28 protein-coding genes are annotated in these 25343 nt (G+C 39.3%); 2 read left to right on the forward strand and 26 right to left on the reverse strand.

What is annotated here, in order from left to right; genetic code table 11:
* Window positions 1–49 precede the first annotated feature (49 nt).
* From prfB to MHB83_RS02195, 23 genes are all read right to left on the reverse strand, one after another.
* A protein-coding gene (gene prfB, locus MHB83_RS02085) for a peptide chain release factor 2 (RefSeq protein ID WP_106030063.1) occupies window positions 50–1151 on the reverse strand; the annotation gives its coding sequence in 2 pieces (ribosomal slippage) (window positions 50–1078 and window positions 1080–1151; 1101 coding nt in all).
* 64 nt (window positions 1152–1215) lie between these two features.
* Complete coding sequence (gene secA / locus MHB83_RS02090; protein WP_012011417.1) at window positions 1216–3741, reverse strand: preprotein translocase subunit SecA; 2526 nt, start codon at window positions 3739–3741, stop codon at window positions 1216–1218.
* Between the two features lie 186 nt (window positions 3742–3927).
* A complete protein-coding gene (gene raiA, locus MHB83_RS02095; protein WP_003213481.1) occupies window positions 3928–4491 on the reverse strand; it encodes a ribosome-associated translation inhibitor RaiA in 564 nt (187 codons plus the stop codon).
* A 189-nt stretch (window positions 4492–4680) separates the two neighbouring features.
* The gene (locus MHB83_RS02100) at window positions 4681–6366 is read right to left on the reverse strand and encodes a methyl-accepting chemotaxis protein (RefSeq protein ID WP_253622117.1); all 1686 of its coding nucleotides are present in this window, start codon (window positions 6364–6366) and stop codon (window positions 4681–4683) included.
* Between the two features lie 32 nt (window positions 6367–6398).
* Window positions 6399–6779, reverse strand: coding sequence for a hypothetical protein (locus tag MHB83_RS02105; protein ID WP_003213093.1), 381 nt, complete (start codon window positions 6777–6779; stop codon window positions 6399–6401).
* 13 nt (window positions 6780–6792) lie between these two features.
* Window positions 6793–7134 (reverse strand): flagella biosynthesis regulatory protein FliT, encoded by a 342-nt coding sequence (fliT, locus tag MHB83_RS02110; RefSeq protein WP_003212921.1) that lies wholly within the window; start codon window positions 7132–7134, stop codon window positions 6793–6795.
* Window positions 7131–7535, reverse strand: coding sequence for a flagellar export chaperone FliS (gene fliS, locus MHB83_RS02115; RefSeq protein WP_003212886.1), 405 nt, complete (start codon window positions 7533–7535; stop codon window positions 7131–7133). The genes fliT and fliS overlap by 4 nt, the downstream gene beginning before the upstream one ends.
* A gap of 17 nt (window positions 7536–7552) precedes the next feature.
* The gene (locus tag MHB83_RS02120) at window positions 7553–9067 is read right to left on the reverse strand and encodes a flagellar hook-associated protein 2 (RefSeq protein ID WP_342496586.1); all 1515 of its coding nucleotides are present in this window, start codon (window positions 9065–9067) and stop codon (window positions 7553–7555) included.
* A 20-nt stretch (window positions 9068–9087) separates the two neighbouring features.
* Window positions 9088–9429, reverse strand: coding sequence for a flagellar protein FlaG (gene flaG / locus MHB83_RS02125; protein ID WP_342496587.1), 342 nt, complete (start codon window positions 9427–9429; stop codon window positions 9088–9090).
* A gap of 153 nt (window positions 9430–9582) precedes the next feature.
* Complete coding sequence (csrA, locus tag MHB83_RS02130; protein WP_003212955.1) at window positions 9583–9807, reverse strand: carbon storage regulator CsrA; 225 nt, start codon at window positions 9805–9807, stop codon at window positions 9583–9585.
* Window positions 9801–10235 carry a flagellar assembly protein FliW gene (gene fliW / locus MHB83_RS02135; protein WP_044139341.1) on the reverse strand — a complete coding sequence of 145 codons (435 nt, stop codon included), beginning with the start codon at window positions 10233–10235 and terminating at the stop codon, window positions 9801–9803. Before fliW ends, csrA begins: the two co-directional genes overlap by 7 nt.
* 28 nt (window positions 10236–10263) lie before the next feature.
* Complete coding sequence (locus MHB83_RS02140) at window positions 10264–10842, reverse strand: DUF6470 family protein (RefSeq protein ID WP_003213106.1); 579 nt, start codon at window positions 10840–10842, stop codon at window positions 10264–10266.
* 48 nt (window positions 10843–10890) lie between these two features.
* Window positions 10891–11802 carry a flagellar hook-associated protein FlgL gene (flgL, locus tag MHB83_RS02145; RefSeq protein WP_137054345.1) on the reverse strand — a complete coding sequence of 304 codons (912 nt, stop codon included), beginning with the start codon at window positions 11800–11802 and terminating at the stop codon, window positions 10891–10893.
* A 9-nt stretch (window positions 11803–11811) separates the two neighbouring features.
* Window positions 11812–13332 carry a flagellar hook-associated protein FlgK gene (gene flgK / locus MHB83_RS02150; RefSeq protein ID WP_253622115.1) on the reverse strand — a complete coding sequence of 507 codons (1521 nt, stop codon included), beginning with the start codon at window positions 13330–13332 and terminating at the stop codon, window positions 11812–11814.
* A 15-nt stretch (window positions 13333–13347) separates the two neighbouring features.
* Complete coding sequence (locus tag MHB83_RS02155; protein WP_050944342.1) at window positions 13348–13830, reverse strand: flagellar protein FlgN; 483 nt, start codon at window positions 13828–13830, stop codon at window positions 13348–13350.
* An 18-nt stretch (window positions 13831–13848) separates the two neighbouring features.
* Window positions 13849–14112, reverse strand: coding sequence for a flagellar biosynthesis anti-sigma factor FlgM (gene flgM / locus MHB83_RS02160; RefSeq protein WP_003213252.1), 264 nt, complete (start codon window positions 14110–14112; stop codon window positions 13849–13851).
* Window positions 14113–14191: 79 nt separating this feature from the next.
* Window positions 14192–14611 carry a TIGR03826 family flagellar region protein gene (locus MHB83_RS02165; protein WP_003212865.1) on the reverse strand — a complete coding sequence of 140 codons (420 nt, stop codon included), beginning with the start codon at window positions 14609–14611 and terminating at the stop codon, window positions 14192–14194.
* Window positions 14612–14667: 56 nt separating this feature from the next.
* Window positions 14668–15174, reverse strand: coding sequence for a phosphoribosyltransferase family protein (locus MHB83_RS02170; protein WP_050782676.1), 507 nt, complete (start codon window positions 15172–15174; stop codon window positions 14668–14670).
* A 176-nt stretch (window positions 15175–15350) separates the two neighbouring features.
* Window positions 15351–15644, reverse strand: coding sequence for a late competence development ComFB family protein (locus tag MHB83_RS02175; protein ID WP_106066158.1), 294 nt, complete (start codon window positions 15642–15644; stop codon window positions 15351–15353).
* A gap of 66 nt (window positions 15645–15710) precedes the next feature.
* Window positions 15711–16838 (reverse strand): DEAD/DEAH box helicase, encoded by a 1128-nt coding sequence (locus tag MHB83_RS02180; protein ID WP_277551598.1) that lies wholly within the window; start codon window positions 16836–16838, stop codon window positions 15711–15713.
* Window positions 16839–17209: 371 nt separating this feature from the next.
* Window positions 17210–18052: a DegV family protein gene (locus MHB83_RS02185; protein ID WP_226804196.1), complete on the reverse strand. Its 843-nt coding sequence runs from the start codon at window positions 18050–18052 to the stop codon at window positions 17210–17212.
* A 217-nt stretch (window positions 18053–18269) separates the two neighbouring features.
* Window positions 18270–18959, reverse strand: a complete 690-nt coding sequence (gene degU, locus MHB83_RS02190) for a two-component system response regulator DegU (protein WP_008348273.1) — start codon at window positions 18957–18959, stop codon at window positions 18270–18272.
* 64 nt (window positions 18960–19023) lie between these two features.
* On the reverse strand, window positions 19024–20199 hold the full coding sequence (locus tag MHB83_RS02195; RefSeq protein WP_003213166.1) for a sensor histidine kinase: 1176 nt from the start codon (window positions 20197–20199) through the stop codon (window positions 19024–19026).
* Window positions 20200–20420: 221 nt separating this feature from the next.
* On the opposite strand from MHB83_RS02195, the gene MHB83_RS02200 reads away from it, so the two are divergent.
* Entirely contained in the window at window positions 20421–21089 is a 669-nt protein-coding gene (locus MHB83_RS02200; protein ID WP_003212936.1) for a YigZ family protein, read from the forward strand.
* On the forward strand, window positions 21074–22126 hold the full coding sequence (locus tag MHB83_RS02205) for an LCP family protein (protein ID WP_339160560.1): 1053 nt from the start codon (window positions 21074–21076) through the stop codon (window positions 22124–22126). Before MHB83_RS02200 ends, MHB83_RS02205 begins: the two co-directional genes overlap by 16 nt.
* A gap of 34 nt (window positions 22127–22160) precedes the next feature.
* Here MHB83_RS02205 and MHB83_RS02210 read toward each other — a convergent pair whose 3' ends face one another.
* The 3 genes from MHB83_RS02210 to MHB83_RS02220 form a co-directional block, all read right to left on the reverse strand.
* On the reverse strand, window positions 22161–23228 hold the full coding sequence (locus MHB83_RS02210) for an MraY family glycosyltransferase (protein WP_003212692.1): 1068 nt from the start codon (window positions 23226–23228) through the stop codon (window positions 22161–22163).
* Between the two features lie 134 nt (window positions 23229–23362).
* Window positions 23363–24553: a glycosyltransferase gene (locus MHB83_RS02215; protein ID WP_226805380.1), complete on the reverse strand. Its 1191-nt coding sequence runs from the start codon at window positions 24551–24553 to the stop codon at window positions 23363–23365.
* A gap of 25 nt (window positions 24554–24578) precedes the next feature.
* Window positions 24579–25334 carry a glycosyltransferase family 2 protein gene (locus MHB83_RS02220; protein WP_050944347.1) on the reverse strand — a complete coding sequence of 252 codons (756 nt, stop codon included), beginning with the start codon at window positions 25332–25334 and terminating at the stop codon, window positions 24579–24581.
* Window positions 25335–25343 lie beyond the last annotated feature (9 nt).

The raw sequence follows: 25343 nt of genomic DNA on the forward strand, positions 1-25343 counted from the left end.
TTCATTATATTTTCTCACAATAAAAAAAACCCGGCAAGAAGCCGAGTTTTTATGATAATTTCGAACGTAAGTAAGCATCGATAAATGAATCTAAATCTCCATCCATGACCGCTTGAACATTTCCCATCTCCGTATTGGTTCGATGGTCTTTTACAAGAGAATACGGATGGAATACGTAAGAGCGAATTTGGCTTCCCCAGCCAATTTCTTTCTGCTCTCCTCTAATTTCATCCAATTCAGCCTGCTGTTCTTCGATCCGTCTTTGATAAAGTTTCGATTTCAGCATTTTCATCGCACGTTCTCTGTTTTTGATTTGTGATCTTTCTGTTTGGCATGTCACCACGACATTGGTTGGAATGTGTGTGATACGAACGGCAGAGTCAGTCGTATTGACGTGCTGTCCACCTGCACCGCTTGCTCGATACGTATCCACTTTGATATCTTCTGTTCGAATATCAATATCGATTTCTTCATTGAACTCAGGCATGACATCACAGGAAACGAAAGAAGTATGTCTACGACCAGATGAATCAAAAGGAGAAATACGAACCAAACGATGGACCCCTTTTTCTGCCTTTAAGTATCCATATGCGTTATGCCCTTTGATGAGCAATGTCACAGACTTAATTCCTGCTTCATCACCAGGAAGGTAATCAAGCGTTTCAACCTTAAAGCCTCTGCGCTCTGCCCAGCGAGTATACATTCTCAGAAGCATAGAACCCCAGTCCTGTGATTCAGTACCGCCTGCGCCTGGGTGAAGCTCAAGGATGGCATTGTTTTTATCATATGGTTCACTTAAGAGAAGCTGCAGTTCAAAGTCGTTAAATTGCTTAGTTAAGTTCTTCAGCTCTTTCTCAAGCTCTACATGAAGCTCCTCGTCATAATCTTCCTTTAACAGGTCATGTGTCATTTGCAGCTCTTCATGAGATTCACTGAGCTCATGGTATGAATTCACATTATCCTTTAGTGCATTGGCTTCATTGATGACGCCTTGTGCCTTTTGCTGATCATTCCAAAAATCAGCCTCTGACATGGTCGCTTCGAGTTCTGCAATTTTGGCTTCTTTTGTTTCGAGGTCAAAGAGACCCCCTAAAATCAGCTAGCCTGCTAGCCATATTTTCAAGCTCTTGTCTAATTTCTACTAATTCCATATCCTTCACCTCATAGATGTAGGGCTGACATGAATAGAAAGAGGTTTTCACCTCTTTCCATTACTTACTCTGTCTTCCCATGACAATTTTTATATTTCTTGCCGCTTCCGCAGTGACATGGTGAGTTTCGACCAATGTCTACGACTTTACGTACCGGCTTCTTTTTCACTGTCTTCTCCTCATCACCCTCTTGAGGCTGATGAGCTGTTGTTTGACCTTGAACGACTTCTTCACGTTCTAAGTTGTTTTGAATTTCTGATTTCAAAACATATTTGGCCACATCATCTTCGATTGAAGCGACCATGTGCTCAAACATCGCAAATCCTTCCATTTGATACTCACGAAGCGGATTTGTTTGTGCATACGCACGTAAATGAATCCCTTGACGCAGTTGATCCATTGCATCGATATGATCCATCCACTTTGAATCCACCGCACGAAGAACGATGACTTTTTCAAATTCTCGCATTTGTTCGTCGCCATATGTTTCTTCTTTTGCATCGTATTTTTCTTTAATACGATCCATAATGAAGGAGGTGATTTCATCTGCTTCTTTACCGTAAATATCCTTGACCGAAATGGCTCCTTCATCTAAATAGTTCGTGTTGATTAATTCAACAAGACCATCTAGTTTCCACTCTTCTGGAAGCTCTTCTTTCGGCGTATAAGAACCAACAGCGCGCTCAATTGAAGACTGAATCATATTGATCACAATCGATTTTAAGTTATCAGAATCAATGACTTCAAAGCGCTGCTTGTAAATCACTTCACGCTGCTGACGAAGCACATCGTCATATTGCAGAAGCTGTTTACGGGAATCAAAGTTGTTCCCCTCAACGCGTTTTTGAGATGATTCAACGGCTTTAGACACCATTTTACTTTGGATAGGCGTAGTGTCATCCATGCCAAAGCGGTCAAGCATGGCCATCGTACGCTCTGCACCAAATCGGCGCATCAATTCATCTTCCATGGAGAGATAGAATTGAGTAATCCCTGGGTCTCCTTGACGACCAGAACGTCCACGCAGCTGGTTATCAATACGTCGTGATTCATGACGCTCTGTCCCAATTACAGCTAGACCGCCAAGCTCTTTGACGCCTTCGCCAAGCTTGATGTCCGTTCCACGTCCTGCCATGTTGGTCGCAATGGTGACAGCACCCTTTTGACCAGCCTCTTCAATAATCTGTGCCTCACGCTCATGGTTTTTCGCATTTAACACTTGATGAGGAATCCCTTTATTTTTAAGCAGCTTAGAAATAAGCTCAGACGTCTCAACAGCTACTGTTCCGACAAGCACTGGCTGCCCTGTCATATAGCGCTGCGCAACATCTTCAGCCACTGCTTTAAACTTACCTTCCATTGTGCGGTAAATTAAATCAGGTCTGTCATCACGAACGACTGGTTGATTGGTCGGGATTGTCACAACCTGCATGTTGTAAATGTTACGGAATTCTTCTTCTTCCGTTTTCGCTGTACCGGTCATACCAGAGAGCTTTTCATACATGCGGAAGTAGTTCTGGAACGTAATCGTTGCAAGGGTCATACTTTCGTTCTGCACTTCGAGACCTTCTTTTGCCTCAATGGCTTGATGCAGACCTTCACTATAACGGCGTCCTTTCATGAGACGTCCTGTGAAAGAGTCAACAATAACGACTTGACCTTCTTCAACGACATAATCCACATCTTTTTGCATCGCAACATGTGCCTTTAGCGCCTGGGCGATGTGATGGTTCAGTGCGACATGTTTAACATCGAATAAGTTTTCGATGCCGAATGCTTTTTCTGCTTTCGTCATTCCGCTTTCTGTCAGCTGAACACTTTTTGTTTTAATATCGTATGTGAAATCATCTTCTATTTTTAGTGTACGAACAAATGCATTCGCTTGTACGTAAAGCTTTGTAGATTTCGCAGCTTGTCCAGAAATAATAAGAGGCGTTCTCGCTTCATCAATTAAGATGGAGTCAACCTCATCAATCACGGCATAATGAAGCGGTCTTTGAACCATTTGCTCTTTGTAAAGAACCATGTTATCCCGTAAATAGTCAAAGCCAAGTTCGTTGTTTGTGGAATACGTAATATCAGCGGCATACGCTTCTCTTTTTTCATCTTTGTCTAAGCTGTTTAAGTTTAAGCCAACCGTTAAGCCAAGAAATTCAAAAATCTTGCCCATTTCCTCTGCATCACGACTTGCCAAATATTCGTTGACTGTCACAATGTGGACGCCTTTTCCAGAAAGAGCATTTAAATAAACAGGCATTGTTGAAGTCAACGTTTTACCTTCACCTGTTTTCATCTCAGAGATGTTGCCTTCATGAAGCGCGATCCCCCCCATGAGCTGCACCTTAAATGGGAACATTCCTGTCACGCGGCGTGATGCCTCGCGAACCGTTGCAAATGCTTCAACCAACAGGTCATCCACGGATTGTCCTTTTTCAAGTTTTTCTTTAAATTCGATCGTTTTATTTCGTAAAGCCTCGTCAGATAATTTCTCGAAATCTTGAGCGAGAGCTTCAATTTCATTTGCTTTTTTTTCATATTTGCTGATCGTACGTTTCGTAGGATCAAACACTTTGTTTAAGATTCCAAGCATATAATAACGCTCCTCTATTTCATGCAATTTTTCGGCATGTCCAAAAGATTGACAGGTCCATATTTACCTGCATTTATCATACCATACCTTCCTTCATTTCCAAAGAATTTGCAATGATTTCACACAAAAAACCCGCCCCTCATGGAGGGAACGGGTTTACTTTTTTTAGGTTATTTTTAGATCAGATTAAGCGTTTGGCTCAATGAGTCCATATTTTCCATCATTTCGGCGATAGACCACATTGGTCAAATTTGTCTCAGCATTTGTGAAGACGAAGAAACTATGACCTAACATGTTCATTTGAAGAATGGCCTCTTCGCTATCCATCGGCTTTAAATTGAAACGTTTTTGTCTGACGATTTCTGTTTCATCAATTTCTTCGTCATCTTGAACAGCTACATCAGCCGTCCCATTTCCTCCAGCAAATAAGTGCTTTTTGGCACCTTGCTCGCGGAATTTACGGTTTACTTTTGTTTTGTGCTTACGAATTTGACGTTCTAATTTACTGGCTGCTAGGTCTACTGCATTGTACATATCTTCATTATGCACCTCAGCTCGAAGTGCTAGATCAGTCATTGGAATGGTAACCTCAACTTTAGATTCTTGATCATTGTAAAACTTCAAGTTCACGTTGACTGAAGCATCTACGTCTGTCTCAAAATAACGCTCCAGCTTTCCAATTTTTTTCTCGACATGATCTCTTAGTGCAGGTGTTACATCGATGTTTTCTCCTCTGACATTGTAATTCATGTAAAGAACGCCTCCTTTAAAATTAAGGATATGTAAACCTATTTCTACTTTTCCCTCCTTTTCTCCTGCTCAAACGTAAAAAAAATGTGAATATTTATTGAAATTTGTCGAATTTTGCGGTGCTTCAACTGTTGCTTGATAGGTGATGAATATATATTCGGCTCATTCTTGAAAAAGACCAGCGCACATTTAAATGGTGAAAGATGATATTGATGTTTTCAGCGATTGAGATAAGGTTTTTAAGTCCTCCGCCGCTGCTTTCATTTCTTCATTTGCTGCCAATGATTCTTCAACAGCCGCAGACATGTACTCCGTCTCTTCTGAATTGCGTTTGGCTCCTTCTTCAATGACTCCAACCGTCTGAGATATTTCCTCTGTACTAGCTGAAATCTCCTCTGCAGTAGCTGAAAGTTCCTCTGCTTTCATCGAAATATCACGAATAGATTCCAGGATTTCATGAAAGCTCTGTTCTGACAATTGCGATACTTTCACACCTTCTGCTACATCCTGCTCAACCTTTTTCATCGAATGTGATGATTTTTCAGTATCTTTGTTCACGTTCGCGAGCAATTGACTAATTTGATCTGTCAGCTGACTAGATTCTTCCGCCAGTTTCCTCACTTCATCTGCTACCACCGCAAAGCCTCTCCCATGCTCTCCTGCTCTTGCCGCTTCAATAGCAGCATTTAAAGCAAGCAAATTCGTTTGATCAGCGATGGCATGGATATGACCTAACAAATCTTCAATGCCTGTAAACTGGGCTTGTACATGAGCCATTGTGGAATGGTGCTCATTCACAGACGCTTTGATAGAGCTCATTTGTTTTACGAATTGCTGAATAAGCGCTGCACCCTCTTCAGCCTTTTCAGTCACTGAAATTGAGTGACCCGAAACATCGGATGTGTGTTCAGCTGCATTTTGCATACCAGTCGAGACTTCTTGAATGGCAGAAGCTACTTTTCCGACCGCGTTTGATTGTTCACGTGAAGCTTCACTGACCTGTTCAATCGAGCTAGATGTCTGCTCACTGGCCGATATGGTTTGATGAATCGTTTCCTCAAACTGAGCAGCAGAATCAGCTAATTGTCTTGATCCATGTTGCACCTGTAAAATGAGCTGACGCAAATGCTTTGTCATTTGATTAAAAGCAGTACCGAGTTGACCAATCTCATTTTTAGAGGTCACTTCAATCTCTTCAAGTGTAAGGTCTCCATCTGCCATCCTTCTCGCAGCATTTGTGACAGACACAATCGGCTTTGTCATACGATAAACGAATCTTGTCCCAATCAACAAAAAGCCAACAATAATGACCGCACTAACTAGAATGAGAGTAAATAGTAATTGATTACTGTCTTGGTTGAGCTGATTGATTTTTTGGTCACGTTGCTTCAACTGAGTTTGAGCAAATTCTTTTGTAAAGGTATGTATTTCTTGTTCGATAGGTTGTAATTCTTGATTGAGGCGTGTGTTAAATTCTTTTTGATTTTGCATATTCAATGAATTAAATAGCCGGTTCGTTGAGGTGTAGTAGAGATAATTCTTTTCTGAGATTTGATCTAATAGATTTTTTGCTTGTTTGACAGAGCTCATTTTTGTAGCTTCCGTTGTTTTTTTATTAATCTCTTCATATGTTTGCTCAATTTTCTGTAAATTTTCAGCATCTTGCACGACAACATATGTTTTAATTTGTGCTTCCTGCTTTTGCAAAAGCGCCTCTAATTCCAGTGAGGTTTGATAAAGCTTTACTTCTTTGCTAAGAAGCGTCTTATAGGATTGATCTGTTTTGTAATAGATAAAGCTTGAGAATCCTAAAATACTGACAAACAATACACATATGACAATAAGCCCAAACAAAAATTGATTTTTTAGTCTCATAATTTCCTCCGAAAGTCTGAATTGAACAAAAATTAATGAATGACATACGGCCTCATACAGGCATGTATTTCATCCATCCACTTTCTATATTCAGGTATAAAATATGCTTTAAGGAATGATTGGAAGTGTATTGAAGGGAATGTATAGAAAGCTAGTATATCAAAACTTAAAAAAATTTGATCAAACGAACGAATCGTTTTGGCAAAGTGCTCATTTTCTATAATTGAAAGCAGAAGGGGATGTGTTGTCTCTAAATGAAAGAAGGCATGGATCAGATCATTAAAGATCCGATCCCCTTCTGTTTTAGCAAAATCCTTCTCAATTTCATCTAAATATTTTAGACTCTCTTCTATCGTAAATAGAAGTTCATAATATGTGGTTAATAAAATATAGTCATCTGAACGATACGCCACAGGTCTCACCTAATTATTTCCGTTTATCGTAATATACGCCGTCACTCGTCATAGGCTGGTATGGATTTTGATAATTCAGCTGTTTCGTTTTCTTTTTTTGAATGGCTTGAATATCTGCTTTGATCCCATTTTGGATCACAGTTAATTGCTTCGCCATCTGTTGATCTGTTTGGATGATTTCTTTGATTTTTTCTTTTTCTTGATCCGTCAGCTCATGCTGAATATCTCTCATTAATTCGTCTCTCTCAATTAAAAAGGCATCAAAGTCTTCAACCAAGGTGTCACTTTGCGGATTTGCCGTTATTTCGGCTGCCATTTTTAATGTTTGGTCATGCAGCTGGTCCACAATACTCATAGAGATCCCCCGATAGAGTGGTGACGCCCTTTTCGATCAGTTTGAATAACTTCCTTCCACGCATCACGAAAATCAGTTACGTATTGCTCTACTTCATTCAACATCTCTTCGTCATTTTGAAGATTGGCTTCAATCAGTCTGCGATAAATGTAATCATACATACTTGCCATACTATTTGATACGTCATAAGAACGATTTAAGGTGACATTTAATTCTTGAATGATGTTTTGAGCCTTTTTCAGGTTCACATTTCTCGTTTCTGCATCCTCTTTTTGAATGGCATACTTCGCGAGTCTAATGAACTTTAAGCAGCCTTCATAAAGCATAAGCGTCAACTCGGCAGGTGTTGCAGTCTCAATAGAATTTTTCTGATAGGCGGCATAAGGGTTCTGAATTGCCATATGTTATAAACCTCCAATTATTGTCCAAGCAGTTGAGAAAGATAGCCAGATTGGTTGTTTAGCTTTTGAATCGCGCTATCCATGGCGTTAAACTTTTTGTAGTAACGGGCTTCAACCATCTTCAAACGGTCTTGGAACGTACCCATTCGTTTGGTCAAAGAATCAAGGTCCTTACCAAGTCCGTATTCCTTTAATTCCATCGTTGTGCTTCCCGCCTTTGTTTGAATGCTCTTCGTGAAGGCAGTTAAGGAATTTTTGACACGATAAATGATTCCTTGTTCTTGATATTGCTGTTGTGCTTTGTCTTTATCTTTTGAATCCACATTTAACGATCCTGAGATAAACATTTGACTGACCTTCTGCGGGTCTTTTTCAAGGGTTTCTCTCAGTTTCTTTTCATTAATTTCAAGCTTTCCGCCTTCTTTATACTTGGATGATGTCGTGATACCGATTTGTGTGAGTTGGATTTTATTCGCATCACTTGTCGTAATATCAGCATAAAAATCACTTCTTATTTTAGAGGCACCAGCTCGTAAAATGGAATCACTTCTCAGTAAGCCAGACTTCGCGGTTGTTTCCCATAGCTCCACTTCTTTTTCAGACATCCCTTTTTTCTCTTCTGCTGTTAAAGGATGATAGTCTCTATTTCTTTTTTCATTGACTTTACCATTAGCCTGCTCAACGAGCTCATTGTATTTATCAACAAATTGTTTAATTTTATCAAAGATTGTATCGACATCTGTTGAAACGTTTAAGCTGACAGGCTGATCCGTTGTTCCTTTAAGCTCGTACGTAATATCAGCCTGCGTAAAGGTATTGTTGTTATTTTCCATCTTCAAGCCATTAATCTCGTATTGTGCCTTTTGTCCTTGAGTGGTCGCTACTAATTTGTTATCTCCATCTACTTGGAAGCCTAATTGAGTGAAGAATGAAGCTGAATTACCATCAGCAGCTTTAATGCTGACACCTTCACCTGTTGTCCGTGAAGTGAGAGCGACCGTATCGACGTAGTTAGATCCGTCAAAGATCTGTCCTTTGTAAGCTGTCACACCTAATTGCGAGTTGTTCAGCTTTTTCACAATGTCATCAATTGTATCGGTATCAGAAGTATTGATCGTCACCGTTTTCGGTTCTGTCGAATCTGGTGTCGTCACCTCGAATGTAAACGTGCCATTTGCAGGTGTAAAACCAGAAGTACCAGACGATTTGAAGACAGAAGCTGTCGCTAATTGGGTGACATGGATTGAGCCAGAGGCAGCATTTGTTGATCCAGTTGCTGTGACAGCAGATTCATTAGAGCTTGTCACCTTTTTTGCACCATATGTACTTGGAAGCGTTAAGTTTAAACTGTTGATCAAATCATCTAATTCTTTAACTTTCGAATTTACCTCGCGATAGCTGTCTCTTTGCCATTCAAGTGTTTGTTTCTGGCGTGTCATTTTATCAAGTGGTGCTTGCTCAGTTTTCATTAGTTTTGATACGATTTCATCAATATCAAACACATTTGAAAAACCAGTAATTCGATTGACCATTTTTTATGTTCTCCCTTCACTTACATTCTTTTATCTACAAATAAACCGACAATTTCTGTCATTGCCGCATAGAAATCAAGCCATTCCTTGGAAGGAATTTCTCTAATGACTTCTTCTGTTTGGTTATCTACGACTTTGACATAATATTCATTGAGTTTTTCATGTAATTCAAATTGCAGATGAAATTGAGTGGGTTCAATCAGCTTGTTTGCTCCTTGAAGCGTTTTTTCAATTTCTTCTTTTGAAACGACCTTGCCATTTGCTTGTAAATCAGAGTTTGCATTGCCATTCTGGTTATTAGAAACACGGGTTTGAAATGCATCGATAATTGGCTCTAGCGATGTCAACTTACCAACAGACATAGTTATTCAGCTCCTGTGCTTTAATCTACCTTTTATATCGGCTTTGAATTTTCAAATTAAATATAGATGGACCGATTTGTTAAAGTTTCATATAGATGGTGAACATCCACACAGAAACGTGGAGAAGGATAGCTGAATCAGATAAAAAAATCCTCACTTTTTTTGTGAGGATAATTGAGAGAGGAGATCTACGGATAAACTCGCAGCACGACTGTTCTCTTCCTGAATAGACAGGTACACTTCTTTCCTGTGAATATCAATGTGCTTAGGAGCTTCAATCCCGATTTTCACTTGATCGCCTTCAATCGAAATAATCTTGACTTCAATATCATCGCCAATTTGAATCGACTGGTTTAATTTACGCGAGAGAACTAACATGAGGATGCCACCTCTAACAAATGTTTTGTATGATAGGCTGAATCATGCAAAATCACCTGCTTGGCTTTCATGTTTTTCCGGTTCACAATAATAGGCGCTCTTAAATTGGCTGTCGTTTTTTCAATAGAAGATTCCATTGTTAAAATCACCATAACTTCCACATCATTGGCATCTTCTACTTCTAGAATATCTACGACCGTTTCGTCTAGATCGAATTCATATTGATTGAAGAATAAAAACGGACTGCTGACAATAAAGCCTAACTCTGCGTTTTTCAATGATTGAAGAACTAAAAATGGAGACTCTTCTGATAAAGGTAAAATGACAAACTGTTTTTGATCCAGAAATCCTGGTATTCCATTAGAGAAGTTGATGATTTGCTCCTCTTTGATTGTCACTTCACCATGGTATTTTGTTTGAATGATCATAATTCACGACCTTTTTCATTTTTCTTAACTATACCTTATCACCATTTTGGCCCGTTTCGTCAACTTCTATTTTTAAATCTGGGTATTGTAACATATCAATATTGACCTTACCTGGCTGGTAGTTAACGATTGGTTTATGAGGCGTTGCCTCTATAATAGCTTTTTGAGGCTCCACTTCAATTTGAAGCTCAGATGGCTGATAGTGAATTTTCACACTAAAGAATGAAGGGATCACACCAATATTGAATTGTTTGGCTGGAGGAGTGCCATTGATTTTGGCAAACTCGGCAATTGCATTCCCACCATTCTCGATCTTGATGAGTTCACTGCCTTCTTCCGCTCTTCGGCCCATTCCCTCTCCAACAGCACGTTTCCCCTCAGCTGCCCATTCTTCAGAACGCCTAAAAATTGACTTGATATCCATATCGGCAAATGCTTCGGTTTGATCTATTGTTAACTTTGACGGTGTCCTTGTCATATTCATGACGGCTCTGGGCTGCTGAATCTCAAGGTCTGCTCTGGGCTGCTCTACTTCTTGCCGAGAAGGAGTTGTCGACATTTGCAGCTTTGCATAGGTTTGTTGCATTAACAATCTAGGGATTTGCATATAGGTACACCTCCATGATGCAAAAAAGCACCCAACGGATGCTTTTTATTATCTTAAGAAATCGACAAGGGATGGCTGAATAACTTTAGCCGTCGTTGCTAAAGCAGCTCTATTCACAACCTCTTGTTGAAGAAGATCAATAATTGCTTTTTCACTTTCTACATCTTCATTATCTGATTTGGCATTTTTCAGTACTTCGAATTGTGAAGTCAAGCGACTGCCTACTAAGTCAACACGATTTGAACGGGCTCCTAAGTCCGAGCGCTCAGCACTCATCACTTCTTTAAACTGATCGATACTTCCTAACGCATCATCAGAATTTGCGAACGTTCCATTTTTCAATGAGTTTTCTAAATCCGTCAACATTTCAATGACATTTTGACCGCTGGCAGACTGTCCACCAAACGCTGAAATTGGATTTGAGTTCACATTTAAAGTGATACCATCAGAAATGTTCGACTTAACAGAATTTGCATCTGTATAGTTTTCAAAGTTAAACGTAAACGTACCATCTGCGTTCTCAACAACTGGTTTGACATTTGTATTTGTTCCATTAAATACGAACTTACCTAACATCTGAGTGTTCATCGCGTCAATGATTTGTTTCTTCATCTGACCAATTTCCACGCCGACAGCTGCTAAATCTTCTGGCTGCTTTGTTCCATTAGCCGCATCAAGCACTTTATCTCGTACATTTGACATAATATCAATGATTTCAGTGACACTTGTTTCAGATGTATCAATCCAGTTCTGTGCTTCATTTAAGTTTTTTTGATATTGATCATTTCGAAACATTGCTGTGCTATATTGAAGGCTTTTTACTGCTGCAACGGGATCATCAGACGTTTTTGTGAAACGTCTCCCTGTTTGTGCTTGCTCATTTATTTTAGAAAGTTTTTCATAACTTTTACTAATATTACGAAGTGAGTTTTGAGAAATCATACCTTGTGTGACTCGCATCAGTTATACCTACCTTCCTACGACACCCATGCCGTTTATTACTTTATCCAATATTTCATCTTGTAATGTCACAACTCTCGCAGCTGCATTATATGCATGCTGAAATTGGATCATATTCGTCATTTCTTCATCAATGGAAACAGCACTCGTCGACATTCTACGCTCATTGGCTGAATTGACAAGAGCGGCTGAACTGCTTTCTAGCGTTATGTTCTTTTTCCCTTGAATCCCCATCTCAGCAATGACATTTTGGTAGTAATCCTGGATCGTCGTTGTATTGCCGCCGATTGGTACCTTTAAGTCTTGAATACCAGCTAATTTCGTAGCATTCGAACCGTCACCTTTTGTTTGATTGAGAGATGCTGCAATATTATCTGTTGATGCTAAAATAACATCACTCACTTTGATACGAGCAGCTAAACCTTTATTCAGATCATTATTATTCTCGATATCAAAAAAGTCTTGTCCACTTGTGCCATTTAATGTGTACCCCTGCTTATGCACATCATTAAATGTATCCATGAAGACTTGTGCTACTTCATCAAGCTCTGCAAGCATGTCTGGATACATGCCTTTTTCAGCACCATTTGACATGTAGCCATAAGCCTCAACAAGTGCTTTTACTTTACCATTCACTTGAAGCTGATCTGCTGCAATGGTTGTTGTTCCGAATTGAAGTGAGTTAACAAGTCCCGTTGTATTATCATAGGAGATTTGCATTTCAGATTTTTCGTTCGTAATACCATTCAAAATCGTTCCAGCAGATTGTCCATTTGCACCGATAATGTCGATGTTGACAGTTCCTTCTGCAATTTTGAGTGCATTCCCGCCAGATGGATTGTAGCTCACTTTAATATCAACGAGTGAAGATAATTGATCTACCAACGCATCACGCGTATCATATAGATCATTTGGAAGATACCCGTTTGGTTCAACTGCTGCAATTTGTTTGTTCACTTCATCTATTTGAGATAAAATCGTGTTCACATTTTTGGCTGTTGAATCGAGTTCTGTTTTTAAATTCTTCTGTATCGTTGTTAAAGAAGAATTAAGTAGACGGAATTGATCTACTAAAGCCTGTGCACTTGTTTTAACAACTGTACGCGCAGACGCTGTATCGGCATTTTTGGTTTCGGATAGGACCTGCAATGATTTCCAAAGGTTATCAAAAGCTCTGTTTAAGCCTTCATCCGTCAAATCATTCATGACTCCCTCCATTTGCGAAAGGGCATCAGATTTTGTTGAGTAGTAAGACAAGTTATTGTTATGATCTCTGAATTGCAGATCTAAAAAGCTGTCTCGAATTCTTTCAACGGTTCCAACTTGAACTCCTGTCCCCATTTGGCCATACGTCTTGCCATCATAAACTGAAATGACTGGATAAGGATTATCTGCTTTAAAGGTAACTCTTTGTCTTGAGTAGCCATCTGTATTTGCATTGGAGACGTTGTTTGATGTGACATAAAGCCCTGCACGCTGGGCTGTGATTCCTCTTTTTGCCGTTTCTAGTCCCATGAATGTAGAACCCATTGGTATCCTCCTTGTTTACGCCTTTGAATCAAACAAAGCCCTCTGCTGTTTAGGCTTTGAACTCTCAAGACCATTTTGTCCGTAATTCATATTTTCTTTATTAGGGTTAACGAGATCGAATGTCAGTGAAATAAATTGAAGCGACTGCTGAATGAGCTGTTTGTTCAGTTCATTTACATCTTTCAGTTCCACCATGATGTCTTTTAATTTGTCATATAACGAAATGAGCTCTTCTTGATCCGAACCTTCAGCCTTTTCGATACACGCGGTGATGGTTGGCGGTTCATCATTTTGTAAAAATTGAACTGTCGCTTCAATTCTTTTTTCTTCTAATTGAGAAATGGCCTGAATATATTTTTGCTCTAAATTCAGAACCTCTGAAAGAGCATCAATCTCATTACTTTTCAGCATTTCTGTTTTATCTTTCGACAGCTTCAAAAGCTGTTCATGCAATCCATAGAGACGATGCAGCTCTTCAATGATTATTTTAACTGACATTCACGCTACTCCCTTTTGTTATTGTTGTTTATAAAAATTCAGCATTTTATCAGCAATGCCCTTTGTATCTACTTGATATGTTCCGGCTTCAATGCTTTTTTTAATTTGGTCTATTTTATCTTGGCGTTCTTTCATGATATTCGGCACCTTTTGCATTTCGATTGCCTTTTTAGAAATTTCGACTTTATCAGTTGATTTTGCTTGATTTGATTGCAACGTTTGTTTCTCATATGTTTTCTTGTAAGGATTTACTGGTTGTGTTCCATATCGATTAATTTTCACGGGATTCCTCTCGCTTTCCGTTACAGTCTGTCTTGATTCTATCCATTTTATCGACCAAACTGCAACTTAGTTTAGGGAATCAATCGTTTTTAGGATTAATGGCATAATAGGTGTCTTTTTTCCTAGATTCAATCTCCCTTTTACGCTCTTCTTCTTGGTTCATTTGACTCATTTGCGACTGAATGTCCTGTTCACATTGACTGCACAGCTTGTTTTTTCTGATCGGTTGGCCACATCTTTCACAAGGATAGTTGATATTCGGAAATTGGCTAATTTGAAGTCTTTTCAAACGGATAAATTTCAAGATTAATTCTTCATCAACTTCTGTTGCATCTACTATTTCAGCAATGGTTGATTGTCTATTACTTTGCTTTCGCAAGAATTTATAAACGATATCAAAAGAACGTTCTTCTTCTTCAAAGCATTTGTTACAAACCGTTTGGATGGTCGTTTTTAAAAACAGCTGATTACATTGCGGGCAGTTTGCCAATTGATTCATAACCAAAACCCCTTACGTTATTTTCTCTTCTTATTATCGGTTAATTATCCTGAATTTTAACTACGGATCAACGTAAAAGAGGAAACACTTTTGGCACCTGCTTCTTTTAAAATTCTCGCCGCATCATAAATGGTGGCCCCTGTTGTATAAATGTCGTCAATTAAGATAACTTCCCTTTGAACGATCGCATCTGTCTGCGTGATTTGAAACATTCCTTTTTGATCTAAACGTTCATTTTTCTTTTTCTTGGACTGTTTGCTTTGATGTATTTTTACAAGTGGCTGAAGGATCGGCTCACCAATCAAGGAAGCAAGTATGACGGACTGATTAAACCCTCTTTCCTTTAGTCTTTCTTTACTTAAAGGAATCGGGATCAGCACAGGTTCTTTCATTGAAAAAGAGCGCTTAAATACTGCTCGGACATCTTGTTTAAAAAGCTCAGCTAAAGCTGTATCACCTCGAAATTTAAAGCGGGAAAGGACATCTTTCATCAAATCGTTGTAAGCATAGACAGACCTATTTTTCACAAGTACTGTAGTAGAATCAGGGCGTTCTTTCCACATGGAACAGTCTTGACATAATTGATCGTTCGACTGTGCTCTCCCGCAGGCTGGACAAATCGGGCGTTGAATTTTTTCTAGGTGATGCTTACATGCTATACATAGACGATCATCATTTAATAGAAGTAATGATTTCCATGTAAAAGAAGCGACAAAATGTCCCTCACAAATGAGGCAGATCAATTGTTATCCTTATTTATCGGCAGACGATTTTCGCATCTTGGAAATGTGGAGACCTTTGAAGCGGCTTCTGTCAGAATGACCAGCATGGCCGTATTCTTCTGTTTGTCCACCATCTCAGATTTACTGTAAGATATTTTATCGATATCTGTTATATACTGAGGCTTCACTTGATTTAGTGAAATCGCTAATACATCTTCTATACACTTTTCACAGTGACAAATCATGTTTAATTGGTTGAGATATTGATAGAGGATTTCCTTGAGTAGTGTTTCTTTTGCATTGAGTAGCATATTTGTCTCTCCTGCCATTTGTGTATTGTGAATATAAATGTACCATGAAATTTAGTTGAACCTACATTATTTTTCGGAGAACTCTTTTTCAGCTGTATCATTCATTTTTACAATATGCTTCATTGCTTGTTTCATACTTCTCGTTAAACCAAAATGAAAAAAGAAAACATCTCCTTTAAAAAAATCGAGATGTCTACCTGCTCTACCAGAAATCTGAACAAGTGCACTTTCTGTAAAGATAGTAGATTCTGCACCTAGTACCCCCACTTGCACATTTGAAATGGTTACACCTCTTTCTAGAATTGTGGTTGTAACTAGTACATCGTATTTGTAATCTCTGAATTGCTGGACCTTTTGTTTCCTATCTGGATCATCAGCAGACACCCCTTCTACATTTAAATGGTGCTTTCTAAGAACCTTCGTTACCTTCTTCATAGTAGAAATAGAAGGAACAAAAAGTAAAACCCTTCTCTTTTTTGTAATATGTTTCTGCATCCAATTCATTACTTTAGGTGGGAGCTGATTCTTTTTTAATTTCTTCTTCCAATGTCCAATCCATTGAAAGGATGGGACCGGTAAAGGTTGTTGGTGAAAGCGCAGAGGAATTTTTATGGCTTCTAGTTGTCCACGAGATACATCTCTTATCATTTTCTTAGACGGCGTCGCACTTAAATAAACCCTAACCCCTTTCTTTCTCATTGCCTTTAAAACAGCAAATTGGAGACGTTCATCGATTGAATAAGGGAAGGCGTCGACTTCATCTATAATGAGCACATCAAATGCATGTTTATATCTCATCAACTGGTGAGTTGTAGCGATTACTAACGGTGCTATTTGGAACCTTTGAGGACTTCCTCCATAAAGAACAGCTATTTTCATTCCTTGAAAAGCTTTTTTAAGCCGCGGCTCTAGTTCAAGGACAACATCAGTTCTAGGTGTCGCAATGCAGACACTCATTCCTTGATGTAAGGCATATTCTATTCCGTGAAAAAGCACCTCTGTTTTCCCTGCCCCGCAAACTGCCCAGATGAGTAGATCAGATTTGTTTTTTATCGCTTCGATCAATTTCTCTGACGCTCTTTTTTGTCCTTTAGACAGGTTTCCCTGCCATGTTAATTCCGAGTGACATGCTTCTTCCATTTGTGGACCCGTCCATTCATAAAGAAAGCCACATTCCGTTGTTTTCCCCATCATGATGCATGATCTACAATACACACAATCTTTTTGACACTTGTCACACGAAGAGTGGGCAAAGTACCGATTTTTTGATACACCACATCTGCAGCAAATAAGACCATTTGCTTTCCTCTCAATAGCAGGTGTTCGGATAACTAACCCTTTCTCCTCCAGCCAATCCAAATCAGACTGTGAGCATCTTGTTTCAGCAGTAAGCAGGCGGCGTGACTCCAGGTGCTTCCTTAGTTCCATTGCTTTGTCCATGTTCAATTTCAACAAACACCTTTCAACTGATGTTTGCCTATTATGCGCAAAGACATGACCTTTCGTCCAACAGCTAAAAAAGAAAAACAAAACCCCTTTTCTAAGAGAAAAGAGGTTTTTAGGATTTATCTAATCAGCCAGCCAAGAGCTAAAGAGCCTTCGCCTAGATGAGTGCCGATTACAGCACCAAAATAACTTTTATAAAATTCAACATGAGGATATTTATCTGATAAGTGCGCAATCAAATCGTCTACTTCTTCTTCTCTATTACCATGTATCACTGTTGCTCTCATCGGGACACCACGCGATGCATCTTCATCAAATAGTTCAAACATACGTGAAATGGCTTTTTTCCGTGTACGAATCTTCTCAAAAGGGACAATTAGCTTGTTGTCAAAATGCAGTATAGGCTTTACCTTTAAGAGGCTACCAATAAAAGCCTGAGCACCATTTAATCTGCCGCCTCTTTGTAAATGAGTTAAATCGTCTACCATAAAATAAGCTCTCTGATTCTCTTTCAGGTAATTGAGATGGGCTAACACTTCTTCTGGAGAAGCACCAGCTTGGATTTTCTCAGCAGCTTCTATCACATAAAAACCTTGTGCCATACAGCTAGTTTCTGTATCAAACGGATAAATGTCAATTCCGTCAACTAGGTCATTTGCTGAGGCTGCACTATTATATGTTCCACTAATTCCGCTAGAAAGGTGAATACTAATCACGGCATCATATGTTTCACTTAGTTTTTCATATAATTCTATTAGTTCACCGAAAGCAGGCTGAGAGGTGGTTGGAAGGTCTTTATGCTTTTTGACTTCTTCATAATATGTCTTCCAATCCATTTCTATTTCTTCACGGTATGATTCATTGCCAAAGATGACATTCAGAGGGATCATATGAATATGATGTTTATCACGCAGCTCTTGTGGTATATAAGCAGTACTGTCTGTTACAACGGCTATTTTCATTCTTAAATACCTTCCTTATCCGTTAAGTTGCTCTTTTTTATTTTCAAAGAATGATCATTGTTATTCATTAGATTTATAATAGTAATCAAAAAAGCCTGCCTAATCAATAGGCAAGCCCGTTATATCCGAAAAAGACTCCTTATCTACCTATCATTTCTCTCAAATTAACATGTGAGAGAATCAAAAACAGGCGAAAAAGGAGTACTTGTCCGGAATATTATCTCATTTCTACCCAGCCGTTCTTAATTGCTACAACAACAGCTTGTGTACGGTCGTTTACATTCATTTTTTGTAAAATGTTACTCACGTGGTTTTTGACTGTTTTCTCACTAATAAAGAGCGACTCACCAATTCCTCTATTGCTCTTTCCGTCAGCTAACATTTGAAGTACTTCGCACTCACGTCTTGTTAAGATATGAAGTGGTCTGCGAATTTCAGGATATACTTCATGCTGTGGATGTGCTGAAACGCCACTAGTCGCTAGGCGTCGGAATTCATTTACTAAGTTATGAGTAACTTTCGGATGTAAATAAGATCCTCCGTCAGCTACGACTTTCACTGCTTCAATGAGCGTGTCTGCATCCATTTCTTTTAACAGGTAGCCTCTTGCTCCTGTTTTCAATGCATGTGTCACATAGTTTTCATCATCATGAATAGATAGAATAATGACTTTTGATTCGGGATAAAGCTCAACTAGCTGCTTTGTAGCCTCTACACCATTTACATTCGGCATATTAATGTCCATAATGACAACATCCGGATGATAGTGTTCTACGATACGTGCAGCTTCGTCTCCGTCGTCTCCTTCTGCAACTACTTCAAAAGTAGGTTCAAAATCTAAAATCCGTTTGACACCTTCACGGAATAATTGGTGATCATCAATAATTACAATATTTACTTTAGTCACAAGCTACGCCTCCCCATGTTTATTGTTCTACACCTGAACTTTATGGTCAATATGTCTTTTGTCTCTATTTTACAATTTTATTTTGCAATGTTAATGGCACGCGAATCATGATGAATGTCCCTAGACCTATTTTTGAGTCTATGGTCATTTTACCTTCAAGTAAGTCTACGCGTTCTTTCATGCCAAGTAAACCGAAGGATTTGTTTTTGTTTGTTTTCACATCTTTCATATCAAAGCCTTTTCCATCGTCTTTGATAATTAACGTAACAAAGTCTTTCGTCACTTCTACTTTTACAGAGATTTCTTCAGCTTCGGAATGCTTTAGTGAATTTGTGACAGCTTCTTGGGCTAGTCTAAACAGTGCCACTTCAAATTGAGAAGCAATTCTTTCGCTTTCTGTATCCCCTAGGCATTGGAACGTGATCTTGGTTTTTCCATCATACTCTTCGATTGTGTTTAAATATTTTCTTAGCGTCGGAATGAGACCCAAATCATCTAAAGCCATTGGTCTTAAATCATAAATGATTCTTCTCACTTCGTACAGAGCATTTCGCACATTCTGTCTGAGACTTCTAATTTCTTTAAAGCCTTCTTCTGTCCCACGGTCTCTGAAAATACGTTCAATTAATTCGGAACGCATCATTACGTTTGCCAGCATTTGGGCCGGACCGTCGTGAATTTCACGGGATACCCTTTTACGTTCTTCTTCTTGGGCTTCAATAATTCTAAGTCCAAAATCTTGTTTTGCTTGAGCATCTTCAAGTAACACGCCAACTTGACGTAAGTCCTGATTGAGATAGTTGAGAACAACTGTGATCTGACTCACAAGCGTTTCAGAGCGTTCAATGACGTCTTGTAGGCTTAACAATCGTCTTTCCAGATCGTCTCTTCTTTCTCTCAGTTGCTTTTCGCGCTGCTGGATCATAGTGAGTTCCACTTGCAGATTATGTGCTTTTTCGTAGGCCTCCCGTATTTCTTCTTCGCTAAATTTGTTGAAGTTTCTGCTGACCTCAGATAAGCGATTTCTAGCATGTCTCGTATGGACTTCTAGTTTATCCCCAAAATCAATTACTTCGTTTACTTGCTGCTTGATTTGCTTCAGCTCTTCTACAAGGCTTTCATATTGTTGACGGGACTGTTCGCCTATCCTAAATACTTCGTCCTTGCTGCCATCAACTGTACTAAGCATTTTCATGATGATTGAATCCAATAATTTCGGATCCATTTTAGGTGTTGTCATGGCTTTTCCCTCCCGTAACAGTGATGTCATCTTTTTTTATTATAAATGTCATTGATCTGCATTTTATGTCGAATTATAATGAAAGAATGCGTATAAATCATGAAGTTTTTATGACGACCCTTTTTCTACCCCTATCATCATAACAAAATACGCTGTAAAATTCTAAAATCAATGCAAATTTTCTCTAGTCTTACAATTTGCTTTTCAGGAGGGTATGTCTTTTGCTGCATCGCTATCTTACAGTAAAAAGTCGTGGCGAGCATGAGATCGTCATTGAAAAATCACGTTTTATTTGTCATATACAGCGTGCTGTCTCAGAAGAAGAAGCACAAGCATTTATACAATCCATTAAAAAACAACATTGGAATGCCACACATAATTGTTCTGCCTATCTCATTGGAGAACATGACCTGATTCAAAAAGCGAATGATGATGGTGAACCAAGTGGTACAGCAGGTGTGCCAATGCTTGAAGTGTTAAAAAAACGGAAGCTGAAAGATACAGTCGTAGTAGTCACTCGTTATTTCGGCGGTATTAAGCTAGGCGCCGGTGGTTTGATTCGTGCCTACGGAAAATCTGTATCAGAAGCCATCAACCATGTTGGGATGGTAGAGCGCTGTTTAATGCGTACGATGCACACAACAATAGATTATACATGGCTTGGAAAGGTAGAGAATGAGCTTAGAGCCTCATCTTTTCAGCTAAAAGAAATTCATTATGCAGAAGATGTTATTTTTGAGACGTATGTAGAAGAAACACAAACAGAGCAGTTCATTGAATGGATGACTGAGCTGACAAATGGAAAGAGTGTTACAAAAGAAGGCGAACTGATTTATTTAGAAAAGGACATTGGTCCGATAAAGGAGACAGATGAATGGCACAACGAGTAAAAGTGCGTGTACGAAAGAAAAAGAGTAAGAAGAAGAAAATTTTCAAACGTATCCTGGTTTTATTTTTGCTTCTTATCATCTGCATGGGCGGATTTGCAGTCTATAAAATAGTCAATACACTTCAAGCCGCTGACAAAACATATGACGAACTAAACCGCGGAGAGAAATCGAAGCTTCGTGATGCGGTCATTGATATTAAAAAGAAACCCTTCTCTGTACTTTTTGTCGGAATTGAGGATTATGCCACAGATGGTGATCATGGCCGTTCAGATTCACTTATTGTCGCAACAATTAACCCTCAAGACAAAACGATGAAAATGGTTAGTATCCCTCGTGACACACGCGTACAGCTTGCAAGTGACACGACAGGAAGTAAAGAAAAGATCAATGCAGCATATGCTAAAGGCGGTAAAGACGAAACGATCGAAACTGTCGAACAATTCTTGAATATTCCGATTGATAAATATGCGACCGTTGATTTTGACGGATTCAAGGATGTCATTGATGAAGTCGGTGGAATTGATATCGATGTTCCATTTGACTTCAATGAAAAAAGTGATGTGAAAAAATCGAAAAAGATTTATTTCAAAAAAGGCAATATGCATTTAAACGGGGAAGAAGCACTTGCTTACGCGCGGATGAGAAAACAAGATCCACGTGGTGATTTCGGACGTAATGATCGTCAGAAACAAATTTTACGTGCAATGATTGATCAAATGTCGAAGGCAAATAACATCGCAAACGTGGATAATATCGCTAAAGAAGTCAGTGATCATATTACGACCAACTTCCGTATCACAGAAGGTCTAGCGCTTCAGCAAATCTACAGCGGGTTTAAGGGAGACGACACAGAAACACTTTCTATTAAAGGGTCGGATCTTTATTTAGGACCAAATCGAACGTATTACTTTGAGCCAGATCAAACCAATCTAGCTAACGTACAAAATGCATTACGGACGCATTTAAAGCTTCCTACTGAATCTGGTGAAACAGGATCAAGTGATACAACTAATCCTTCCAGCACATCAGGACAATAATAAAACAGCCCAGTTCCTAGGAACGGGCTGTTTTTTATTGTCTTTTCACCATTCGTTTATAGAATTTCGTAAATGGTTTGAACTCTTCGTTGACCAAACCCGTGACTTCCGCAATCACTTGCATAAACATCACCAGTAAAAAGATAATGATCAGCGATAACCAAATGGTCGCGCTTGTCAGCAAAATCGCACTTAAGCTAAAGACTAAGCCAATCATGTAAATCACGATGACAGCCATGCGATGGGACAAGCCAAAGGCCATTAGTCTATGATGAATATGAGATTTGTCCGGTGATGAAATGGGCTGTTTGTTTAATATGCGTCTAATGATTGCAAAGGTCGTATCAAATATAGGAACACCTAGAATGATCACAGGAACAACAACACTAAACAAAGTGACACTTTTGTATAACCCTAAAAGTGACAGCACCGAAATCATATAGCCTAAAAATAGCGAACCGGTATCTCCCATAAAAATCTTCGCTGGATGGAAGTTGTAAAAGAGAAAGCCGATCGTACTGCCAATGACGACAAGAGATAAAGAAAGAATCAGAATCTTATCAGCAGAAAATGCCATCACTGCAATCGTTGATAAACCGATGACAGAAATACCGGCAGCTAGTCCATCAAGGCCGTCAATTAAATTAATGGCATTTGTGATACCCACAATCCATAGCACGGTGAGGGGATATGCCATCCAGCCTAACTCAATTCGATCTGTTAAAAAAGGAACAGAGAAGAAGTCCATTTTTAAGCCCGTGCTCACAATCAAACAAGCAACTAGGACTTGTACGAGAAATTTAAATCTTGCACTTAAATTATATTTATCATCAAATATACCTAAAATGACGATGAGTACGGCACCAACTGAAATTGCTGTAATTTTATTATGTAGAAACAGCCCGCCTGCTAATGCTCCAGCCGCTACTCCAATAAAAATTGCCAAACCACCCATTCGAGGCATTACTTTATCATGAACTTTTCGTTTATTCGGCTGGTCCACTGCACCAATCTTAATTGCAAACTTTTTGACGATTGGTGTCACAATTAAAACTGTAGCCAGAGAGACAAAAAACGCTAATAAGGCGCGTTCGTAATCCATAGGTCAGTCTCCTTCTAAATTGAAATCTGTATTTTGTATATTGGCCGCTCTTTCCATTATACAATTGAATAGAGGATGATCACAAGCTCCCCCTGTGAGGAAGAAACAAATAAAAACGCACAATCCCGAATGAATTATGCGTTTTCTTTAATATTCGTTAGTTCCACCATGTTTGTGAACAGCGCGTGCCAATCTTTTTTCTTCGCTCGGCTTTGTCTTAGATGTCTATAGCTCGTGTCGTCTTTTTTACTGATCACTTTCAGGCAGGCTTCTACGAAGAGCGCAGGATCGTCGCCCTCTAAATATTCATACACATCCTTCTCTTTTAGCCTTTCCGTTGATGGGAGATTTAAACCGACAACCGGTATTCCAGCGGCTAAAAATTCATAAAGCTTGAGAGGGAACACCGCTTGATTATAAGGGGATTGTTTATATGGCATCATACCTACATCAATCAGCTTCATATAAGCAGGCACTTCTTCTGGAGCAACAGCACCTGTCCAAATCACATTAGGCAGTTTGAGTGCATGCTGAAAAGATGGATCTCCATTCGTTCCATCCGGACCGACAAATAAAAATGTCCAATCAGGCCGCATACGAGCAGCTTCAGCCATCATGTCAAAATCGAGCTTTGGCTTGATTCCTCCGATAAAACCAAGCACAGTCCCTTCTCTTCCTTCCAGCACATCTTCTTTGCACGGAAGATTGCTTTTCGCAAACACATCGTATTCGACGCCATTTTCCACCGTAAACACATCTTTCGGTTCTCCCATAAGACGTTTTTTGATTTGATCGTGTAAATATTGAGAAGAGCATGTAATGCTGTGTGCGTATTTAATGATTCGATTTTCTGCTTTGACAATGACACGCTGCCTCATATAAGAAAGGATGTTATGGTTGCCGCTTATCGGCTCTCCCCACAGGTCACTGCAATCATAGACAATATGTTTCCATTCAAATAAAGAAGATAAGAGCGGAAAGCCCGGAAACGTATACCATAAACAAACAGCGATCCCCTTCTTCTCCTCATGCCGCAAATGTTCAAGGAGAGGGGATAATTTATGAATATAGAACATGTCTTGATATCGACCAAAGCGAAATAATTTGCTCTTGAGCACATCAGGAATGGTCAATTGCTTCATTCGATCTGTTATGGGCTGAAAGGGAGCTGTATGACGAGATGATGACGGGCATACCCAGATGACCTCTTTTGTTTCTGGATCAGATGCTAGAAATTCGGCCAGCCGATGCCGTCTGTACCTCAGTCCGTCCTGTCCCCATTCTCCCGTCGCTACGACAACATGTATGATCGAGTCTGCTTTCACCTTTATCACCTTTTTTCCCTTCTGTTTATAAGCGCTTCTTCACAGCATTTGTCGCATAGTGCATAAAACACCAAGACGCTTTGACAAAATGAAGCTGCTCAATTTCTCTGTAGACAAACCACGTTTTTTTCGCTGCTTTCCACTTGTTACTAGAGATGGAGTTCCCAACGATGCGATATTCACTGAGCGGTTCACTCATACCATAGGCTGTAAATCCTCTTTTTAATATAGACAGCCATGTAGCTAAATCCTGCCTTGTGCGAATGTTCGGCATTTCCACATGTCCTACCTTTTGAAGATCAAGCATGACCGTTAAACAGCCGATAATGGTGTTTTTCAGGGCTTCATTATAGTCTAATCTCGCTGGCGCAGTGACGGTTTTTTCTAATGGTTCTCCGTTTTCTGCAATGATGTCATATGCCGTAAATGTAAAGGCATAATCATTTGTCAGCATGAAGTCTACCTGTTTTTCAAGCTTCGTCTCTTTCCACATATCATCGCTGTCTAAAAAAGCGATAAAGCGTCCTTTTGCCTGTTTGATGGCTGCGTTTCTAGCAATGGCAGCTCCCCCATTTTCCTCTAAATAAATGACGTTGATTCTGTCGTCCGCTTGACTTAAATCCCCTAATAGCTTTCTAGTTCCATCTGTAGAACAATCATCTGCAATGATCAGCTCCCAATTGGAATAGGTTTGGGCAAGGACGGAATGAACTGTATCCGTTAAATAACGTTCCGCATTATACGCAGGTGTAATGATGGATACTAACGGTTGATTGTTCACCTAAGACTC

It is taken from the genome of Bacillus sp. FSL K6-3149 (genome assembly GCF_038630515.1).
GTDB classification, from domain to species: Bacteria; Bacillota; Bacilli; order Bacillales; family Bacillaceae; genus Bacillus; species Bacillus pumilus.

Excerpts from the sequence above, each read along its gene's own strand:
- MHB83_RS02170 (WP_050782676.1), bottom strand. The coding sequence starts at position 15,174 with ATGTGGAAAGAACGCCCTGATTCTACTACAGTACTTGTGAAAAATAGG.
- fliW (WP_044139341.1), bottom strand. The coding sequence starts at position 10,235 with ATGATCATTCAAACAAAATACCATGGTGAAGTGACAATCAAAGAGGAG.
- MHB83_RS02100 (WP_253622117.1), bottom strand. The coding sequence starts at position 6,366 with ATGAGACTAAAAAATCAATTTTTGTTTGGGCTTATTGTCATATGTGTA.
- flaG (WP_342496587.1), bottom strand. The coding sequence starts at position 9,429 with ATGTCTGTTGGTAAGTTGACATCGCTAGAGCCAATTATCGATGCATTT.
- flgL (WP_137054345.1), bottom strand. The coding sequence starts at position 11,802 with ATGCGAGTCACACAAGGTATGATTTCTCAAAACTCACTTCGTAATATT.
- fliT (WP_003212921.1), bottom strand. The coding sequence starts at position 7,134 with ATGAGTATTGTGGACCAGCTGCATGACCAAACATTAAAAATGGCAGCC.
- MHB83_RS02185 (WP_226804196.1), bottom strand. The coding sequence starts at position 18,052 with ATGAAAATAGCCGTTGTAACAGACAGTACTGCTTATATACCACAAGAG.
- MHB83_RS02210 (WP_003212692.1), bottom strand. The coding sequence starts at position 23,228 with ATGGATTACGAACGCGCCTTATTAGCGTTTTTTGTCTCTCTGGCTACA.
- raiA (WP_003213481.1), bottom strand. The coding sequence starts at position 4,491 with ATGAATTACAATGTCAGAGGAGAAAACATCGATGTAACACCTGCACTA.
- MHB83_RS02180 (WP_277551598.1), bottom strand. The coding sequence starts at position 16,838 with ATGATGGGGAAAACAACGGAATGTGGCTTTCTTTATGAATGGACGGGT.
- fliS (WP_003212886.1), bottom strand. The coding sequence starts at position 7,535 with ATGGCAATTCAGAACCCTTATGCCGCCTATCAGAAAAATTCTATTGAG.
- MHB83_RS02175 (WP_106066158.1), bottom strand. The coding sequence starts at position 15,644 with ATGCTACTCAATGCAAAAGAAACACTACTCAAGGAAATCCTCTATCAA.
- csrA (WP_003212955.1), bottom strand. The coding sequence starts at position 9,807 with ATGTTAGTTCTCTCGCGTAAATTAAACCAGTCGATTCAAATTGGCGAT.
- MHB83_RS02140 (WP_003213106.1), bottom strand. The coding sequence starts at position 10,842 with ATGCAAATCCCTAGATTGTTAATGCAACAAACCTATGCAAAGCTGCAA.
- MHB83_RS02120 (WP_342496586.1), bottom strand. The coding sequence starts at position 9,067 with ATGGTCAATCGAATTACTGGTTTTTCAAATGTGTTTGATATTGATGAA.
- flgK (WP_253622115.1), bottom strand. The coding sequence starts at position 13,332 with ATGGGTTCTACATTCATGGGACTAGAAACGGCAAAAAGAGGAATCACA.
- MHB83_RS02195 (WP_003213166.1), bottom strand. The coding sequence starts at position 20,199 with ATGACAACACCTAAAATGGATCCGAAATTATTGGATTCAATCATCATG.
- MHB83_RS02165 (WP_003212865.1), bottom strand. The coding sequence starts at position 14,611 with ATGAATCAATTGGCAAACTGCCCGCAATGTAATCAGCTGTTTTTAAAA.
- MHB83_RS02155 (WP_050944342.1), bottom strand. The coding sequence starts at position 13,830 with ATGTCAGTTAAAATAATCATTGAAGAGCTGCATCGTCTCTATGGATTG.
- secA (WP_012011417.1), bottom strand. The coding sequence starts at position 3,741 with ATGCTTGGAATCTTAAACAAAGTGTTTGATCCTACGAAACGTACGATC.
- MHB83_RS02205 (WP_339160560.1), top strand. The coding sequence starts at position 21,074 with ATGGCACAACGAGTAAAAGTGCGTGTACGAAAGAAAAAGAGTAAGAAG.